This window comes from Myxococcales bacterium, assembly GCA_016703425.1.
In the GTDB taxonomy this organism is placed as follows: Bacteria; Myxococcota_A; Polyangia; order Polyangiales; family Polyangiaceae; genus JADJCA01.
The window spans coordinates 685,945-702,322 of the sequence record JADJCA010000001.1; the positions used below are offsets into that span (position 1 = coordinate 685,945).

Consider the following 16,378-nt stretch of genomic DNA (forward strand, 5'->3'; position numbering starts at 1 on the left):
CATTGCAAGGGGCGGTCGGTATGGCTATGTGAACCCTCCGCTACGGAGGCCAAGTCCCCGTGGCGCTTGTTCGGTCCCATGGCCACCCCCGACGCGCCTCCGCCTGCTGAATTCGCGGTTCCCGGCCTAGAAGGCGACCCCGAAGGAACCCGCATCGTCCAAGACGAGGCGCGGCTGCTCGCGATGGTCCAGCGCGTTCTCTTCGACGCCGACAAGAAGAGCGTGGAGACCCTGCGGGCGCGGCAGGGGGACGACGCGAGGCTCCTCGAGCTTCGCGATGACGTAGCCGTCGCCAAGCCGGAGGACCTCCCCGCGCTCTTCGAGCAAATGCACCACGTGGGTGCGCTCCGGGCGCAACGGGGCAAAGGGGCAGAGGGCGCCATCGACCGCCAGAGCCCCTACTTCGGGCACCTGCGCCTCGATGAGGGCGGCAAGCGCCGCGACGTGCTCGTGGGCTCGAGGTCGTACGTCGACACAGCGGCGGGCATCCGCATCGTGGATTGGCGCCAAGCGCCCGTGAGCCGCATTTTCTACCGCTACATGGAAGGCGACGACTACGAGGAGCGGCTCGGCGATCGGCTCGTCGAGGGTGAAGTCGTCGCGCGACGCAGCGTCGCCATCGTCGGCGGTGAACTTGTTCGCGTCACCGCACCGCAGGGCACGTTCGTCCGGAAGGCCGACGGCCGCTGGGACCGCGTCGACGTGCGCTCCGCGCGCCTCCACACCGAGCGTCGCGCCCTCGGCCCCAAGGCCGCGCTCGACTCTGCACTGCCGCCGGCCCGCCACGAGGGACGCGCGAGCGCCGAGGGCGCGGTGCTCGACACACATGCCCCCGACCGCCACCCCGGCACCGGCGGCGACAAGCACCTGCCGGCCATCGCATCGATGCTCGACGCCGCCCAGTTCGACCTCATCACCCGGCCCGGCATGGGCATCGTCGCGGTGCAGGGGAGCGCCGGCAGCGGCAAGACAACGGTCGGGCTCCATCGGGTCGCGTACCTCGCCTTCGCCGACCCCGACCGCTACCGCGCCGACAAGATGCTCGTGGTGGTGCCCAACGACGCCCTCTTGCACTACGTCAAACGCGTGCTGCCAGAGCTAGGCGTGGAGGGCGTCACGCTCACCACGTTTGCGCGCTTCTCGACGCGCGTGTTGCCGCTGCACCTCCCGAAGTTGCCGACTCGGCTCTCCGACGATACGCCGCCGGTCGTCGTCCGCGCCAAAACGCACCCCGCGATGTTGCGGGCTATCCATCGCGCCGTGGAGGCCTTGCACCTCACGCTCGACGCCCACGTCGAAGCCTCGCTCGCTCGCTGGCCCGAAGGTGGCGTCGCCATCGACGCGTGGCGCAGCACGCGGCCCGAGAAGCGCGATGCCACCGACGTCGAGACGACGCCAGAGCAACGCGTGACGGCCTTCGCGGCGTGGTTTGCCGGGCGACGCAAGCTCGGCGCGCGCGCCGCCGCCGAGCTCCCCGACGTGACCCGGGGCGCCATCGAAAAGCTGGGCCACGACCTCCGCCGACGGGCGCAAGCGGTGCTGTCGACGTGGGACGAGTTGCTCACCTCGAGGCCGCTCTTGGAGGAGACGTTCCAGGGCGCATTCCCGCCGCAGCAGATTGACCGCATCCACGACTGGTGCGTCAAGCAGGCGCGAATCCGCGCCGACGGCGAGCGCGACGGCGAGATCGCCAGCATCGACCTCGAGGACGTGCCGATTCTGCTGCGCATTTGGCAGGTCGTCCGCGGGCCGCTGACAGGCCCCGACCAAGCGCCGCTGAAGTTCACGCACCTCTTCGTGGACGAAGTTCAAGACGCGAGCCCGCTCGAGCTGCGCGTCTTGCTCGACCTCGCCACCAAGGATCGCTCGATCACGCTCGCCGGTGACACGGCGCAACGCATGCTCGACGACGACGACGACCGTGGTGAGTTCGACTGGCAGGCGCTCTTGCGCGAGCTGGGTCACGCCACCACAACGCTGGAGCCCCTAAAGGTCAGCTACCGCTCGACGGCGGAGATCACCAAGTTCGCGCGCGGCGTCCTCGGCTCCCTTGCTCACGAGAGCGAGCCCATCGCGACCCGCCACGGCCCGCCCGTCGAGCTCTTCCACTTCAGCTCGGCCGGCGAGGTCGTTGCCTTCTTGGCCGACGCGCTGAAGGAGCTCGCGCGGGCCGAGCCCTACGCCAACGTGGCGCTCGTGGCCCGCTTCCCGCAGCAGGCGGACGTCTACTTCGAGGGCCTCGAGCGAGCCGAGGTGCCGCGCGTTCGGCGCGTGGCGAAGCAAGACTTCACCTGGGACCCGGGCTTCGACGTGACCGACGTCAGGCAGACGAAGGGGCTCGAGTTCGACGAGGTGGTGTTGCTCGAGACGACTCAGGCGAGCTACCCGAGTTCACCGCAGGCAAGGCACGCGCTCTATGTCGGCGCCACACGGGCCGCGCACCAACTTTGGTGCACCGCCAGCGAAAAGCCGAGTCTCGTCGTCGAGGAAGCGTTGCGCGTCGACGCGCCGGCGTAACGCACGAGGGCAGGGGTCGGCGTCACGCCTGCGCGGCCGCCGGAAACGCCGAAGTTCGCCCAGGAACTAGGGAGCGCCTGGTCGTCGGAGGCCGCTCGAGGGCGGAGGGCAACAGCACGCGAAACAGCGTTCCTTTGCCGGCTTTGGACGAAACCTCGACGCGCCCCCCAGAGGCCTCCACGGCCGCCTTCAGCGCCGAGAGACCGACGCCGCGGCCGGAGGTCTCTGTGACCTCATCTCGCGTAGACAAACCATCCGCGAAGAGCGCACCCTCAAGCTCAAGGGCTGACCCTGCCGGCCGCCCCGCCGCGAGCGCCTTCTGCCGAACGCGCTCCCAATCGATGCCGCGACCGTCATCCTCAACCTCCACGGCTAGATCCGGTCCGACGGCGCGGGCGCGAAGCCACACGCAAGCGTCGGGCTTCTTGCCAAGCTCTGCGCGCTCGTCGCTCGACTCGATACCGTGGTCGATGGCGTTGCGCACGAGGTGGACCAACGCACCCCAAACCCGTACCCAGCGATGGGGCTCCACCCGAAGCGCGCAGTCCTCGACGATGACCGTCACTCGTTCCTTACCGAGGCGCGACGCGAGAAGCTGCGCCTGCTGCTTGAAGTGCAGGAGCCGCGGCATGACCGGTTCGAGCCGCAGCTCCCTCAGCCGCGCCAGCGTTTCGCTGACTTGTCCGCCTTCGGCACTCGCGACGATGGCGTCGTATTCCGGGCGCGTCATCTCGACGCTTTCGTGGCGGCTCATGAGCACCTCGGCCTTCGTGGCAAACCTCGTCCACTGCGTCAGAAGCGCCTCCACGTTGGCATCGGACGGCTGACGCTCCTCTTCGAGGAGCTCGGTTTCGATCACGTGGCACCGTTCCGCGACGGCGGTGAGTCCGAAGACGGCCGCGTTGCCCTTGAGCGTGTGGAGCGCTCGGGCCAAGAGGATCTGGTCCCCGCCGCGCGATGCCATAAGGGCGCTCATGATCTCGTCGCCCTCGGCGAGAAACTCCACGAGCCCCTGACGGTCCGTCATGACGCGCTCCACGAGCGCGAGACTCTCCGATCGCTCGCGTTCGGCACCTTCACGTTCGAGCAGCAGCGTCACGTCTCGCAGGACGACCAAGAAACGACCTTCGTCGGCGCCTTCCGTTACGCATCGCAAACGAACGTCGAGCTGGCGACCCCCCAGACTCAAGCGAAACGGCAGCTGATCGAGCAGGAGTGGCAACGGCAGGAAGCCATCCTCGACCTGGCCCCACGCGGCGCGAAACTGCTCCCCGAAGAGCGGGTCTGCGCGCCCGAGGACCGCGCCGAAATGGTCCCCAGCAGCGAACTCGCCGAGCCAATCCTGTGTCCGCGCGGCGCCGGTATCCAGAACTCGCAGTCGACCGTCCACCAAGAGAAGCGCCTCCTCCGTGTTGTCCAATACGAGCTTGAGGTAGCGCGCGTGGTCGTCGAGCGCGGCGGTGCGCTGCCGCACGATGCGGTCGAGGCCAATGACATTGTCGAAGAAGCTCCGGGCCACGAAACACATCCCCACGGCTTCCATAACGATGAAGAGCGCGTGAACAAGCACGACCCACAGGGGCGCGTCGTAGTTGAAGACGCTCCGCGGCTGCACGAACCACAACGCGAGGTGATGGAGGGCTACCGTCGCCGATGCCGCGAGGATCACCTGAGGATTGGCGAAGACGGCGAGCAACGCGAGAACGACGAAGAAGTAGAAGTGCATCTCGATCTGCACGTAGCGGCCCGAGGAACACGGCGCTCGAAAGAAGAAGCGCGAGCGCGGGCAACGTCTGGTTGACGAGCGCGAGCAGCGTCAACGCGGGAATGTGCGCCGCCAAGAACCAAAGCGCAATTCGATTGAGGCGCGTTAGGTAGGCCCGCTCGAACGCGCTCACCTCGGCCGGCAAGACCACGTAGCCGAACCAGTTGACGGACCCGGGCCTCTTCATCGGAGCCTCAGCGGATTGACCTGAGCCCGCAGCTCGTCGGAGACAGGACAGCCGTAGAGGGGCAGGGGGCGAGGTCGTTCCCCCCGGAGAGCGGCGTCGAGAATGGCGCCATCGCGCACGTCGAGGCTCTGCTTGCTGGGCGTGTACCCCCCGATGTAGAGCGGCGTGTGGTTAGACGCGGTGATGACAAGGAGCGGCGCTGCGTCGATGCCGAAGCGCTCGCCGAGCTCGCGAGGCGTCGTCCGGGTTACGGTGAACCCGCTGCCTTGGAGGGCGCCCGAAAGCGCGTCGTCGCGCCCCGCTAGGAGCACGTGCTCGCGCACGCCGCGGCGGACGCCTCGCATCGCGAGTCGCTCAACGACACGCTTCGAGCAACGGCAGTCGGCGTAGAGGACATGAAACACACGGACGGGGGCCTCGTCGGTGCCCGGCTCCAGCGAGCCCGTCTCTAGGGACAAGAGCGCACTCATGCGAACGGAGCCGGCCGGTAGCGGGGCATGACGAACCACAAGCGAGCCGCCGACGATGCTCATCGCGACGAACCACACCGCAATGACATTGCGACCAAACGTCGACGGGGTCGTCGGTGTTGGCGCTGCGCCCGCCGGGTCGAGGCTGACGACGGGCACGTTGGCGGTCATGAAGTGATCCTCACGTCACGCATCGCAGCTCCACCTAGGCGGCCGCTGCCGTCAGCTTTCGCACGGCCGCCACCAGCATCGCCTCCTTGAACGGCTTGATGATCCAACCCTTCGCGCCGAGCTCTTTGGCCCGCGTGATGAGCGCTTGCTTGCCCTCCGTCGTGAGCATGACCGTCGGCACGCGTCGCTCACCCTTTGCCATCGCCTCGAGGAACTGAATGCCGTTCACCCGTGGCATGTTGACGTCGCAAACGATGAGCGCGAGGTCGGGGGTCTCGACGAGCCTCTCAAGCGCATCTTGACCGTCGCACGCCTGAATCACCTCGAAGCCCGCGTGTCCGAGGGCCGCCGTCGCCTGCGCCCTGATGACCATCGAATCGTCTACCACCATCACCTTCGTCGCCATCGCACTCTCCTAGAACAACAGGCACTCGCCCTCGGTCATGTAGCCGCCCTCGGCCTGCGCTCCGCCGTCGAACGCGAACACGAAACCGGCGTCGAAGACCGCGTCGAAACGCACGACGATCGGCCCGGCGGCGGTGTGAAACGTGTGGCAACGCCAAACGGTGCCTGGCGAAATCGAGACCGTAAGCCCGGTACCTCGCGCCGACACCGGCACCGCCATCTCCAGCGACAGTCCCGTCCGCAGAAGCCGGTTCTTCAGGCGACCGAGCAGCATGTTCGCGAGCTCGCCGATCCAGTCGCAGAAGGCCCGCTCGTCGGGGTGGACGCTAGGCGGCAGGGTGCGCGAGAGCACGCTTGGCAAGGTGAGCACCGACACCGAGCCTCGGATGCGATCGCCCGTGTACCCGACGATGCCCCCGAGGGTCTCGCCAGGCAGTGACGTCGTCGGCTGATCGCCGGGCCCGACCGGCTCGCCGATGCTGAGGCCGTACTCAGCGAAGAGCGCGGTCGCGCACGACACCAGCATGTTGGTCACCGCCTCGATGGCGACTTGTTCGTCCACGTGGAGATCTCCTGCGTACAGGGAACGGAACGGCAAGACGGCCGATGCCTTCAGGGCTTCCAGGCGCCGCCGGCGAGTTCACCGCACCAAGCCGCGCGAGGTCCGCTGCCCAGTGTCGGGCCGGCCGTTTCAAGAAAGTTTACATAATGCATCTTATGCGAACTTGTGACGTGGCGTTCCTCGGCGGAAACTGGGAGACGAACGCCTCGCTCCCTGGCGGTCCCTGGCGGTCCCCTGGGCTCAGCGATCGCGATTCCGCACGGGCCCCTCGTCACCGACCGACCTGGGACCGACCTGGGCGCGACAACGGTCCGTCCGTGTCCGCGCCGTTGTACCCGAGCGCACCGAGCCCGGTGACTCCAAGCGTCCAAACTGGCCCGTGGCGTTCAAGGGTCGGCCTTCGATCGCGAAAGGCCGCGCTTTCGTCGGTGGCATGCGCACTGCACTTACTGGTTTCGTCCCGCGCTGAAGCCCAGCGACAGACAAGGAGCCCCGCGATGAACACTCAGCTGATGCCCCTCGACGATGCCGAACTGAACGCCGTCGTTGGCGGCGCCTGGGCACCCGCCATCGAGATCGTGGTCGGGCCCTACCCGTACCCGTATCCGTACCCGCCGAGCCCCGGCGGCGGCGGTGCCCGACCGCTCTCGGATGACGATCGCCTCTTGGACCTCTCCGGCGACTGAGCGAGTGGCGCACTTATCGAAGTGCGGACAGGCGAGGCGGCCACCTACAGCGGCGGCGCTGGCGGATCGACGGCTAGCGCCAGGAGCGTCCCCGCGTTCGATAGGATGAACGCGCGGTTGCCGTAGGTCGCCGCCGATTGAGCGAAGCCGCTGCCGATGTCGAGGCCGTCGATGACGCGGCCGTTCTTTGGCGACACGAGAAACAGCCCGTAGCGCGACGTGCCGATGAGGACGGCACCGGCAATGGGAACCGGCAGCGTCATGCCGCCATCGGGCGGCGGGCTGCCGGCCATCGAACGGCGGGGCTCACCGGGCGCCTTGGCGGCGCTCTGGGAGGCCTCGCCGCGCGTTTTTGCGCCATCCGGCACGGGATGTTGCCAAAGGCTTCGGCCCGTCACGGGGTCGAGTCCCCAGAAGCCCGTCGTGGAGCTCGTGGCGAGCAGCACCTTGCGCTCTGGGACCGTGGGGCCGCCGGCGTAAGGGCCGTCGGGCGACGGCGTGTGCGCCGCCTCGCGGAACATCGTGAGATCGATGACGCCGGTCGCGCGATCGTTCGACCAGATGCGTGCGCCAGTCTGCGCGTCGAGGGCGAAGATCCCGCCTGCGTAGCTCGCGACGTAGACCACCTTGCCAGCGGCGTTCACGTCGGTGACGGGCGTCGTGTCGACATCGAGGTACTTCGCCGTCTCGCCACCGGAGCGCTCGCTGTCAGCGGCGAGGTCTTGCGGTGTCCACTGCTCGAGACCGCTCTTCGCGTCGTACGCGGTGACGTGGCCATCGGAGAAGCCGATGTAGACCTTGCCAAAGGCCAACGTTGGCCCGGAATATCCAGCGATCTCCATGCCCGCAGCGGGCGTCCGCTGGGCGCGCCAGCGGCTCTGGCCGCTCTTGCGATCGACCGCGAAGACTTGGTCAGCGGCGTTCGCGAAGATCAGCGTATCGCCCGAGAGGACGGGCCTGCGCGCCACCTCGGCGCCGGTCATCATTCGCCAGAGGAGCGCGCCGTTTTGCGCCTTCACCGCGTAGAGCGCGCCGTCGTGTGACCCAAAATACAGCGCGTCGAGCTCGGCGTCGTAATAGGGCTCGCCTTGTACGACGCCCATCGTCTCGAAGCGCCACAGGGTGCTGCCGTCGCCGGCGCGGAGCGCGTAGAGGCCGCGGTCGGCGGAGCCGACGAAGACGCGCCCGCCGCGGGCGTCGATCTCGATGCGCCCGCGTTCGTAGTCCTCGCCGATCTTTCGGGACACGGCCGTCAACGGGCGCGTGTAAAGCACACGCATCACGCCGCTGGGGCGATGCGTCCAGAGCGGAACCTCGGGACTGACGCGGTCGGCCGTTCCGGCACCGGTGCAGCCAAGAAGCGCCGCGCCCAGCGCTGCCGAGCCCAAGCGACGAGACAGCCCGGGCAGACCGGGCAGGCCAGACGAGCCGCTCAATGGCCCCCGTGCCCCTTCTTGTCGGCCTGCTCTTTCATTTGCTTCTGCATTTGCTCGATCATGCGTCGCATCTGGGCGTCGCTCATCTTGTTGCCCGGACCGCCGCCGGCGCTCATCTGCGGCTTCGGCGGCAGCGCGCTCGGGTCGAGGGCGCGGAGCCGGTCCTCGGCGACGCTCTCCAGATACGGGAACGGGTGGCCCTCGCCGGGCTTGTTAACGCGCTCGCGAATGCTCTTCAGGAGCTCCTTAGCCTTGTCCTTGTCGCCCTTGGCCTCGAGGACGCGCGCCTGGTGGTACATGCCGAGCTCTTTGAAGCCCTTCACGTCTGTGTTCTCGAGCTCGCGAAAGATCTTGGCCGCCTCGTCGAGCTTGGCCGCATCGCCGCCCTGCGCCTTGAGCTCCAGCGCGAAGCCAAGCCCCTCGAGGGCGCGGCCACGAACCTCCGCATCGGCCGTGGCAAGCACCGACGCGCGAACCGACTGAAACGCAGCGATGGCGGCGTCGGGCTCGCGCCGGTCGAGGAGCAACGACCCCTCGGCGAGCTTGGCCAGGTAGGCCGCTCCCGTGCCGGGGAACTTGGCCTGCACGTCGCGGTACTTCGCGAGCGCAGCGTCGCGTCGCTCTGCCGCGGTCTTGAAGAGCGGCGACGGATCCTGGAATCCTTCCGGCTCCTCGGCCGGTTCGCTGCCGACACGTCCGCGCTGGTCGGCGACGGCGGCGGCCAAGAGCTCCGACGCGCGGTTCTCGGTGCGCTGGGCCATGCTCTCTTTGAGGGCAAAGCCTCCAAACACGAGCAGGACGGCGGCGATGACGCCGGCCACGACCTTCTGGTTTTGCCGGGCCCACTTGCTGAACTCTTGCGTCTTTTGGAGGACTGGATCGTTTTGCGGCGAGCGCGCCTGCACCGGGCGGGGCTTGCTGCCGATTTCCGCGAGACGTTTGGAGGCGGCGGCCTCAAGGCCCTTTTTTCCGCCCTTCTTACCCTTGTCGAGCTTGGCGCGCCGCTCCGCGAGCTTCTCTTCTTCGAGCCGCGCGAGGCGCTCGAGCTCGTCTTCGTCGCCGAGAGCGGCGACGCGCTTGGCGATGGCGTCGGGCGAGGCGAGATCGGCCTCTGGCGCGTCACCTTGCGGCGCGTCCTCGGACGCTTGCGCTTCGGTCGACGGCTCGGTGGGTTCCTTCGGCTCAGAAGCCTCGGACTCGGCCTTGTTCTCTTTCTCCGCGGACACGGGGCCTCCTCAGAATTCGCGCGGACTCTAGCGCAGTTTCGTGCCTCCTTGGGCGGAATCCTCGGAGGCGGCGCGGCCCGCCTAAAGGCCCCCGTCCAACGTCTCGGAACCCGCGCCGCCGTCCCAGGGAATCGGCGCCGGCGGCGGGAGCTCGTCGACGCGGGGAACCAGGAGGACATACGCCGGCGCCACGAGATTCAGCACCGGCCGTGTGGGGTCAGCCTCGTAGACGGACACCTCACCGTCCTGAAGCGGCGCCGGCGGAGAGAGCAGCCCGCCCTGCCCTCCGTCCGGGCCCTTCACGACGACGTAGGCTCGCGCGCCCTCCTGCACGCGCAAGGGCCCCGCCGCGCGCTCCTTGGCGACGCCGGCCTCGATGGCGATCCGCATGCCGTCAGCCCAAGGCTCGGGCACGCCAAGAAATCGGCGTAGCGGCTCTTCCATGTCGGCGCCGGCGCCCAGCGCGGAAAGCGCCCGCGCCTCGCTCGCGCGCAGACTCACGTACCGCTCAGCGGCGAACGCCGCGAGCAGTGCGCCCTTCGCGGAGCGGTCACCAATTTCACCGAGGGCCTCTGCGGCAAACCCTCGGAGGCGCACGTCGGTGAGCAACAGCACGAGCGAAGGCACCGCGCGCTTGTCTCGCAGCTTGGCCATGGCCCTGACGCTCGCGCGTTGCTCCACGAAGCCGAGCTCGGCGCGGCACGCGGGCCGCTCGAGACACGACGCGAGGACCAAGACGCCGCGACCGTCACGGATCTCCGCAAAGGCCAGCGCGGCGCGGGCCGGCCAGAGTCCCTCGGCGGACAGAAGGCCTTCGGTCCGCGCTCTCGCCTCGGGGGCGTCGGCCCCGAGCCGAACGAGCGCGAGCGCGAGCCATCGCTTGGTCTCGTCGTCGTCCTCCCGGCCAAAGGCGCGCACGGCGAAGGGCGCGGTGTCCGCGACCTGCAACTCGAAGAGCGCGCGCGCTGCTGCACGGCGAAGGTCCACGCGCACATCGTCCAAGAGCGGCGCCACGTCGAGCGCCACTTCGCGATCACCGGTGAGGGCGCGACGCAGCGACTCCGGTAGCGCAGCCGAATCGCCCCGTTCCAGGCGCCCGTGGCTTCGCGCGAGGTCCGCTCCCCGCCCCTTCAACGCGGCCACAACGCTTGGTTCGGCTGCCCCGCGGTCCCGCGTTTGCCCCGGATCGGTCTCGATATCGTAGAGGGCGCACGCACCGATGCGCCGCTCGCAGAGCAGGCGATGTCTTCCGACGGCGACGAGACTTCGGTCTTCGGTCTCGGAGAACGCGAAGCCTTCGCCTTCGGCGACGGTGCCGGCGAGCAACCCCGTCAAGTCGCGTCCTCGCACGCGCGCGGGCCTCGGCACCCGCAGCGCCGAGAGGACCGTCGGCAAAAGGTCGATGGTCTGCACCGGCTCCGAAACGACCCGCGCGGGAATTCCGGCGCCGACCACCACCAAGGGAACGCGCACCTGCTCGTCGTAGACGGTCGTGCCGTGGTACCGGCCGCCGTGGTCGCCAAACTCCTCGCCGTGATCGGCCGTCACGATGATCACGGGATCACGGCGCCGCCGCCGAACGAGCTCAACGAGCTTGCCGACGGCGTGGTCGCTGGAGGCGATCTCACTGTCGTAGGCGTCCACCGGCCGCGGCGAGGCCCCGTCCCCGAAGCGGTGCTCGGCGTGCGCCACGTAGGGCTCGTGCGGCTCGAACAGGTGCACCCAAAGGAACACCGGCTGCTCCGCGGGCGCCCGCTCAAGGTACTGGGCCGCCTGCGTGACGCGCTCCGCCGCCGAGGCAAACTCCATCTTTTGGTATTCGAAGTCGAGGTGCCGATCACGGAAGCCTGCAAACAGCGCCTCGTCGATGAAAAACACGGCCGGGGGATAGAACGCCGCGGTGCGGTACCCGTAGTGCCGCAAGAGGCCCGCCCACGTTTCCGAGTCGCCGCCGAGACCAAGGGTGACGAGCGGCCGGAGGTATTTACCCGTGAGCATCGAGGTCACCGCGTAGGACGTGTGCGGCGTCGGGCTGTAGGCCGCGCCAAACCGCGCACCCTCGGCGGCGAGCTGGTCGATGCGCGGCGTCGTCGGGCGGCGGTAGCCGTACGCGCCGACATGATCGGCGCGCAGGGCGTCGACGCTCACGAGGAGGATGTCACGCCCACGAAAGTCCAAGTGCGGACCGAGCGTCGGTGCCGCCGTGGGCACCGCCTTGGCGCCGTCGTCGAGCGCCGCCTCCTGGGGGGCGAGCGACGCGGCGAAGCGCACCGCGCGCCCCATGAGCGGAGCCCGCTCCACAAGCACGAGACGCAAGTTGTCGTAGCTCGCGAGGCGCCGCGCGCGCGTGCGCGCGGTGGCCGAGAACGCCACGATGAGGGCCGCCGCAAGCATGAGCGCGCGCCGAGTCCATCGGTGAGCGAGCGGCAACGCGACAACGGCGGCGGCCACGCCGGCAAGGCAAACGACGAAGAGCGCCGAGTGAAACGCCGGGTAGAGGCGAGGCAGGAGCCACTTGTCAGCGGCCCAAGCCGCGGCGCCCAAGGCGAGGCCGGACGTCGCGAGACGGGCCTTCGGCATCGCGACGACGCGAGGGAGCAGCGCGAAGACGGCCGCACCGGCGGCGATGGCCACGGCGAGAACGAAGGACGTCCTGAGCGGCGGTGAGGCGAGCATCCTGCCGCTCGACACGCCCCAGGCGGTGGCGGCGCCCGCGATGAGCGCGCCGCCGGACAAGAGGCGGCGCGCCGACGCGTGGTCTTCGGCGTGCCGGGCGACGCGTGCGACGAGCACCGCCGCGAGCACCATCGGCAACAGCATTGAGACGGCGATGGGCAAGACGAGGGTGCGCATTGCCACCGTCTCCCAGGTCCCCGTCAGAAGGTTGCCATGCAGGTTGGCGACGACGAGCTGCTCTGCGAAGAGCGCGCCCACGAAGACCACCAGGACGCCCGATAGTTCGACGAGCCAGTCGACGAGGCGCCGCATCAGCCGGCCTCCTCACGGACGGCGATGATGCGGCGAAACCGCGCCACGAGGAGCCTAAGCGCGCGGTGCTCTGGCGCCGTCAGCTCGGCGTCGGCTTCGAGGATGCGCTTCGCGTCGCCCTCAATGCGCGTCAGCCAAGGCGGGCTTTCGCTCGCTCCGAGGTACCGTAGTCCCTCTTCGTCGCCCGATTGCCGCGTCCCCCAAAGGTCCCCTGCCCCGCGCAGCTCGAGGTCCATCCGTGCGATGTCCTCCCCTCGGTCGAAGCGAACGAGAGCCTCGAGGCGCTCACGGGCGACGGCACCGAGCTCACTCTCGTGGACGAAAATCGCGCGGCCAGGCTTTTGGCCCCGGCCAACACGTCCGCGAAGCTGATGCAGCTGCGCCAAGCCGAACCGCTCGGCGCTCTCCACGATCATCAACGTCGCCGCTGGCACATCGACGCCAACCTCGACGACCGTGGTGCCGACGAGGACCCGCGCCTCGCCGCTGCGAAAGGCGCGCATCGCTTGGAGCTTCTTCGCGTGACCGAGGGCGCCGTGAACGAGCGCGACGGGCGTCGGCGAGAGCGCCTTGGACAGCTCCCCGGCGCGCTCGACAGCCGACGAGAGCTCGTCTTCGTCGTCCTCGCCGGTCTCCACGCGCGGACATACGACGAAGACTTGGTCGCCGTCGGCGACCGCTTCCTGGATGCGACGGACGAGCGCGCCCTTGTCTCGCTGCGGCGCCAGCTCGGTCACCACGGGAGGACGCCCTCGCGGCTTCTCCGCGAGCGTGGTGACCGGCAGATCGCCGCGGACCGCCAGCGCCAGCGTCCTCGGAATCGGCGTCGCGCTGAGCGTGAGGAGGTGGGGTCTTTGGCCTTTTTGCACGAGGGCCAACCGTTGCGCGACGCCGAGTCGGTGTTGTTCGTCGACAACGACGAGCCCCAACTTCGGCACCTCGACGTCGCCTACGAGGAGCGCGTGAGTGCCCACGACGAGGTCGAGCTCGCCGGTCTTCAGCGCTTGAAGGACGCGACGGCGCTCTGCGGCCGCCGTTCCACCAAGGAGGACCGCGAAGCGCACGCCGAAGGCCCGCGCGATGGGCAAGCAAGAGTCGGCGTATTGCTCGGCGAGCACCGTCGTCGGCGCGAGGAGAGCGACCTGCGCGCCGGACCCGATGGCTTGCACCGCGGCAGCCAGCGCCACGGCGGTCTTGCCGGTTCCAACGTCGCCGAGGAGCAAGCGGCGCGAAGCGACGGGCGCGGCAAGATCCCGCGAGGTCACCTCGATGGCCCGCGCCTGGTCGCCGGTCATCGTGAACCCGAAGGCCTCCTCCAGAGCCTCCCGCGTCGGCGCCTTTGGCAACGCGACGCCGTCGTGCCCGGCCCGAGGATCGCCGGCGTGGCGCGCTTCGGCCCGCAGTCGGTCAAAGGCCCGCGTGAAGACTTCGACCCACGCGAGGCGCTCACGCATGCGCTCGGTGAACGCCAGCGGGGGCGGTCCTTCGGTGGGCCGATGAACGGCTTCGAGCAGGGCGGGCGCGCTGGGCATCCCCTCGCGCACCGCGATCTCGACGGGCACCGGATCGGGCAGCGCTGGGAGCGCCGCGAGCGCCGTGGGGATCGCCTTGCGCAACGTCGCGGCGGGGATTCCGAACCGTGGATAGCGGACGCGTACCGCGGGCAGCTCGCCCACGAGCAGGTCGGGGTGCACCATCCGCGGCGGCTTCGTGCCCTCGCGCGTGACCTTCCCCACGAGCACGACCTCCGTCCCCTTGGCCGCGGCCTTGTGGACGCCGTGCGCGAAGAAGAACCACCAGGCGTGGAGCGTGGCCCCCTCGTCGCGGAGCACGACCCGCAGGGCGCGGCGACCGCGCATCGGCACGACGCTCAGCGAATCGACGATGCCGCGGACGGCACCACGAAACTCACCGGCGGCCGCGAGCGCCGCCGTCACCTCGCCTACGCTAGCCGGGGCGCGAAGGTCGTCGAAGCCAACGGGGATGGTCCAGACGAGGTCCGCGAGCGAGTGAATGCCTACGTCCGAGAGCGCCGCAGCGGCCGTCGGTCCGACGCCCGACAGCCTCGCTGGTGGGGACTCCCAGTCGAGCGGCGGTGCCTTCGCGCCTTTTCGGTCCATGTGGCGGCTCGAACCGAGCGGGGCCTACTTGAACTCGACGGCGAGGATCTCGTAGACGCGCGGCGCGCCGCCGCCGCCGGGAAGGCGCACTTCGTCGCCCGCTTCTTTCGTCAAGAGCGAGCGAGCCATAGGACTGAGGATGCTGATACGGCCGTGATCGACGTCGGCCTCGTCGGCGCCGACGATCTGGTACGCGACCTCTTCTTCCGTCTGGTTGTTCATCAGCCGCACGTGCGCACCGAAGGCGACGCGGGAGCCCGAGAGCTTCGAGGGATCGATGATTTCCGCGAGGGCGAGCTTGTTTTCGAGGTCCTTCACGCGGCCCTCGATGAACGACTGCTTCTCGCGCGCCGCGTGGTACTCGGCGTTTTCGCTGAGATCGCCATGCTCACGCGCCGTCGCGATCATCTGAATGACGCGAGGCCGCTCGACGCTGCGCAAATGGTTGAGCTCGTCGCGGAGACGCGAGTACCCTTGGGGGGTGATGGGGTTTTTCTCCATCGCGATGCCGTTCTAGCACAGGTCGCTGGGCAATGACGGAGTCCTGAACGCCGCGCCTGCGCTCACGCTGGCTGGCACACGGAAGCAGCTATGCCCATCACCGGCGACAACCCTGAACACGGCACACGCGTAGACCTCACACGCACCGACGACGCTGAGCTCACTTACACCGGTCGAATCGCCACCAACGATCGCTCGTTTTCCCTGCGAGTGACCGTCGCCGGCGACACCGTCGTTGCCGAGACGGACGGCGGGCCGGACCTCGCGGAGCGGGCCCGCCTCATCGTCCGCACGGCGCTAAAGCACGCCGCTGCCGACGGGTTGCCGCCTCCACGGCGTATCCAGCGCTGGCGTGACTCGCGCGACTGACGCCCACGGACCACGAGGACGGCGGGAGCACGGCGACCACGACCCGGGGCCGGGAACGTGGTAAACGAGTCCCGATGCGATTGGGCTCCCTGCTCTTCGTCTTCCCGTTGGTCCTCGCGCCGAGCCTCGCCTGCTTGGGCTGCGAGGCCACGCCCGCGGCGCGCACTTCGCTGAACTACACGGCCGACGCGAAGCGCGCCTACGACGAGGCGATGACGGACTTCCGGAGCAAGAACTGGCTCGAAGCCCAACAGGCGTTCCGCGAGCTCAAGCGAAAGTACAGCTACTCGCGGTTCGCGCGCCTCGCCGAGCTCCGCATCGCCGACGCCGATTTCGAGCAGGACAAGTTCGCCGAGGCCATCCGCGGCTACAAGCAGTTCGTGCACGATCACCGCGCCGACGTCGAAGAAGTCGAATACGCGCGCAGCAAGATCGCGGAAGCTCAATACAAGGAGATCGCCGACTCCTTCTTGCTCCCGGCGGTGGAAGAGCGCGACCAGGCCTCCGCCATCGAGGCGTTTCGAGAGCTGAAGACGTTCCTCCAAGACTACCCCGACGGCAAAGACAGCCGGCGCATCTGCGAGCTCTTGGAGGACGTGACCGTCAAGCTTGTAAGGCACGAGCTCTACGTGGCGCGCTTCTACCTCGTGCGTGACAACTTCGAGGGCGCCGTGGCGCGCCTCCAATACGCGCTCCGGAACTACGTGGGCACGTCTTGCTCGCTCTCCACCATGCGCGGTCCCAGAGCGAAGGCGACCGAGGTGCGCCCGGCCGCCGCGGTCAACGACGCACCGCCGCTCGAGTTCGGGCTCGCGCCCGATGCCCTCCTGCTCCTCGGCGAGACCTACCTCAAGATGCACCGCTACCCGGAGGCGCGTGCAGCGTTCCAGGCCATCGTCGCTGGCTTCGGGGCCAGCGCCCTCATCGTGCCTGCGCGCCGCTACCTCGACTTGATGACCACGCAGGGCGTCTAGC

13 protein-coding genes are annotated in these 16,378 nt (G+C 68.9%); 4 read left to right on the forward strand and 9 right to left on the reverse strand.

The window, feature by feature from the left end:
- Positions 1-78 precede the first annotated feature (78 nt).
- Entirely contained in the window at positions 79-2,517 is a 2,439-nt protein-coding gene (locus IPG50_02920) for an ATP-binding domain-containing protein (GenBank protein MBK6691148.1), read from the forward strand.
- A gap of 22 nt (positions 2,518-2,539) precedes the next feature.
- On the opposite strand, the gene IPG50_02925 is transcribed toward IPG50_02920, so the two are convergent.
- From IPG50_02925 to IPG50_02940, 4 genes are all read right to left on the reverse strand, one after another.
- Entirely contained in the window at positions 2,540-4,255 is a 1,716-nt protein-coding gene (locus tag IPG50_02925) for an Hpt domain-containing protein (protein MBK6691149.1), read from the reverse strand.
- 210 nt (positions 4,256-4,465) lie between these two features.
- Positions 4,466-5,110, reverse strand: a complete 645-nt coding sequence (locus IPG50_02930) for a hypothetical protein (GenBank protein ID MBK6691150.1) — start codon at positions 5,108-5,110, stop codon at positions 4,466-4,468.
- Between the two features lie 34 nt (positions 5,111-5,144).
- On the reverse strand, positions 5,145-5,516 hold the full coding sequence (locus tag IPG50_02935; GenBank protein ID MBK6691151.1) for a response regulator: 372 nt from the start codon (positions 5,514-5,516) through the stop codon (positions 5,145-5,147).
- A 9-nt stretch (positions 5,517-5,525) separates the two neighbouring features.
- Positions 5,526-6,077 carry a chemotaxis protein CheX gene (locus tag IPG50_02940; GenBank protein MBK6691152.1) on the reverse strand — a complete coding sequence of 184 codons (552 nt, stop codon included), beginning with the start codon at positions 6,075-6,077 and terminating at the stop codon, positions 5,526-5,528.
- Positions 6,078-6,574: 497 nt separating this feature from the next.
- On the opposite strand from IPG50_02940, the gene IPG50_02945 reads away from it, so the two are divergent.
- Positions 6,575-6,763 carry a hypothetical protein gene (locus IPG50_02945; GenBank protein ID MBK6691153.1) on the forward strand — a complete coding sequence of 63 codons (189 nt, stop codon included), beginning with the start codon at positions 6,575-6,577 and terminating at the stop codon, positions 6,761-6,763.
- Positions 6,764-6,807: 44 nt separating this feature from the next.
- Here the strand turns inward: IPG50_02945 and IPG50_02950 are convergent, their stop codons facing one another.
- The 5 genes from IPG50_02950 to greA all read right to left on the reverse strand — a co-directional run bounded on the left by IPG50_02950 (position 6,808) and on the right by greA (position 15,034).
- Positions 6,808-8,043, reverse strand: coding sequence for a PQQ-binding-like beta-propeller repeat protein (locus IPG50_02950; protein ID MBK6691154.1), 1,236 nt, complete (start codon positions 8,041-8,043; stop codon positions 6,808-6,810).
- 152 nt (positions 8,044-8,195) lie between these two features.
- The gene (locus IPG50_02955) at positions 8,196-9,425 is read right to left on the reverse strand and encodes a hypothetical protein (GenBank protein ID MBK6691155.1); all 1,230 of its coding nucleotides are present in this window, start codon (positions 9,423-9,425) and stop codon (positions 8,196-8,198) included.
- 81 nt (positions 9,426-9,506) lie between these two features.
- Complete coding sequence (locus tag IPG50_02960) at positions 9,507-12,413, reverse strand: sulfatase-like hydrolase/transferase (GenBank protein ID MBK6691156.1); 2,907 nt, start codon at positions 12,411-12,413, stop codon at positions 9,507-9,509.
- A complete protein-coding gene (locus IPG50_02965; protein MBK6691157.1) occupies positions 12,413-14,533 on the reverse strand; it encodes a DEAD/DEAH box helicase in 2,121 nt (706 codons plus the stop codon). The genes IPG50_02960 and IPG50_02965 overlap by 1 nt, the downstream gene beginning before the upstream one ends.
- 24 nt (positions 14,534-14,557) lie before the next feature.
- Positions 14,558-15,034, reverse strand: coding sequence for a transcription elongation factor GreA (gene greA, locus IPG50_02970; GenBank protein ID MBK6691158.1), 477 nt, complete (start codon positions 15,032-15,034; stop codon positions 14,558-14,560).
- Positions 15,035-15,124: 90 nt separating this feature from the next.
- Between greA and IPG50_02975 the strand changes: the two genes are divergently transcribed.
- Positions 15,125-15,403 (forward strand): hypothetical protein, encoded by a 279-nt coding sequence (locus IPG50_02975; GenBank protein MBK6691159.1) that lies wholly within the window; start codon positions 15,125-15,127, stop codon positions 15,401-15,403.
- 74 nt (positions 15,404-15,477) lie between these two features.
- Positions 15,478-16,377, forward strand: coding sequence for an outer membrane protein assembly factor BamD (bamD, locus tag IPG50_02980; GenBank protein ID MBK6691160.1), 900 nt, complete (start codon positions 15,478-15,480; stop codon positions 16,375-16,377).
- Position 16,378 lies beyond the last annotated feature (1 nt).

What these genes read in the sequence shown, in the direction of transcription:
- IPG50_02920 (MBK6691148.1), top strand. Translation starts at nt 79, where the DNA reads ATGGCCACCCCCGACGCGCCTCCGCCTGCTGAATTCGCGGTTCCCGGC.
- IPG50_02930 (MBK6691150.1), bottom strand. Translation starts at nt 5,110, where the DNA reads ATGACCGCCAACGTGCCCGTCGTCAGCCTCGACCCGGCGGGCGCAGCG.
- IPG50_02935 (MBK6691151.1), bottom strand. Translation starts at nt 5,516, where the DNA reads ATGGCGACGAAGGTGATGGTGGTAGACGATTCGATGGTCATCAGGGCG.
- IPG50_02945 (MBK6691153.1), top strand. Translation starts at nt 6,575, where the DNA reads ATGAACACTCAGCTGATGCCCCTCGACGATGCCGAACTGAACGCCGTC.
- IPG50_02950 (MBK6691154.1), bottom strand. Translation starts at nt 8,043, where the DNA reads ATGCGTGTGCTTTACACGCGCCCGTTGACGGCCGTGTCCCGAAAGATC.
- IPG50_02960 (MBK6691156.1), bottom strand. Translation starts at nt 12,413, where the DNA reads ATGCGGCGCCTCGTCGACTGGCTCGTCGAACTATCGGGCGTCCTGGTG.
- IPG50_02965 (MBK6691157.1), bottom strand. Translation starts at nt 14,533, where the DNA reads ATGGACCGAAAAGGCGCGAAGGCACCGCCGCTCGACTGGGAGTCCCCA.
- greA (MBK6691158.1), bottom strand. Translation starts at nt 15,034, where the DNA reads ATGGAGAAAAACCCCATCACCCCCCAAGGGTACTCGCGTCTCCGCGAC.
- IPG50_02975 (MBK6691159.1), top strand. Translation starts at nt 15,125, where the DNA reads ATGCCCATCACCGGCGACAACCCTGAACACGGCACACGCGTAGACCTC.
- bamD (MBK6691160.1), top strand. Translation starts at nt 15,478, where the DNA reads ATGCGATTGGGCTCCCTGCTCTTCGTCTTCCCGTTGGTCCTCGCGCCG.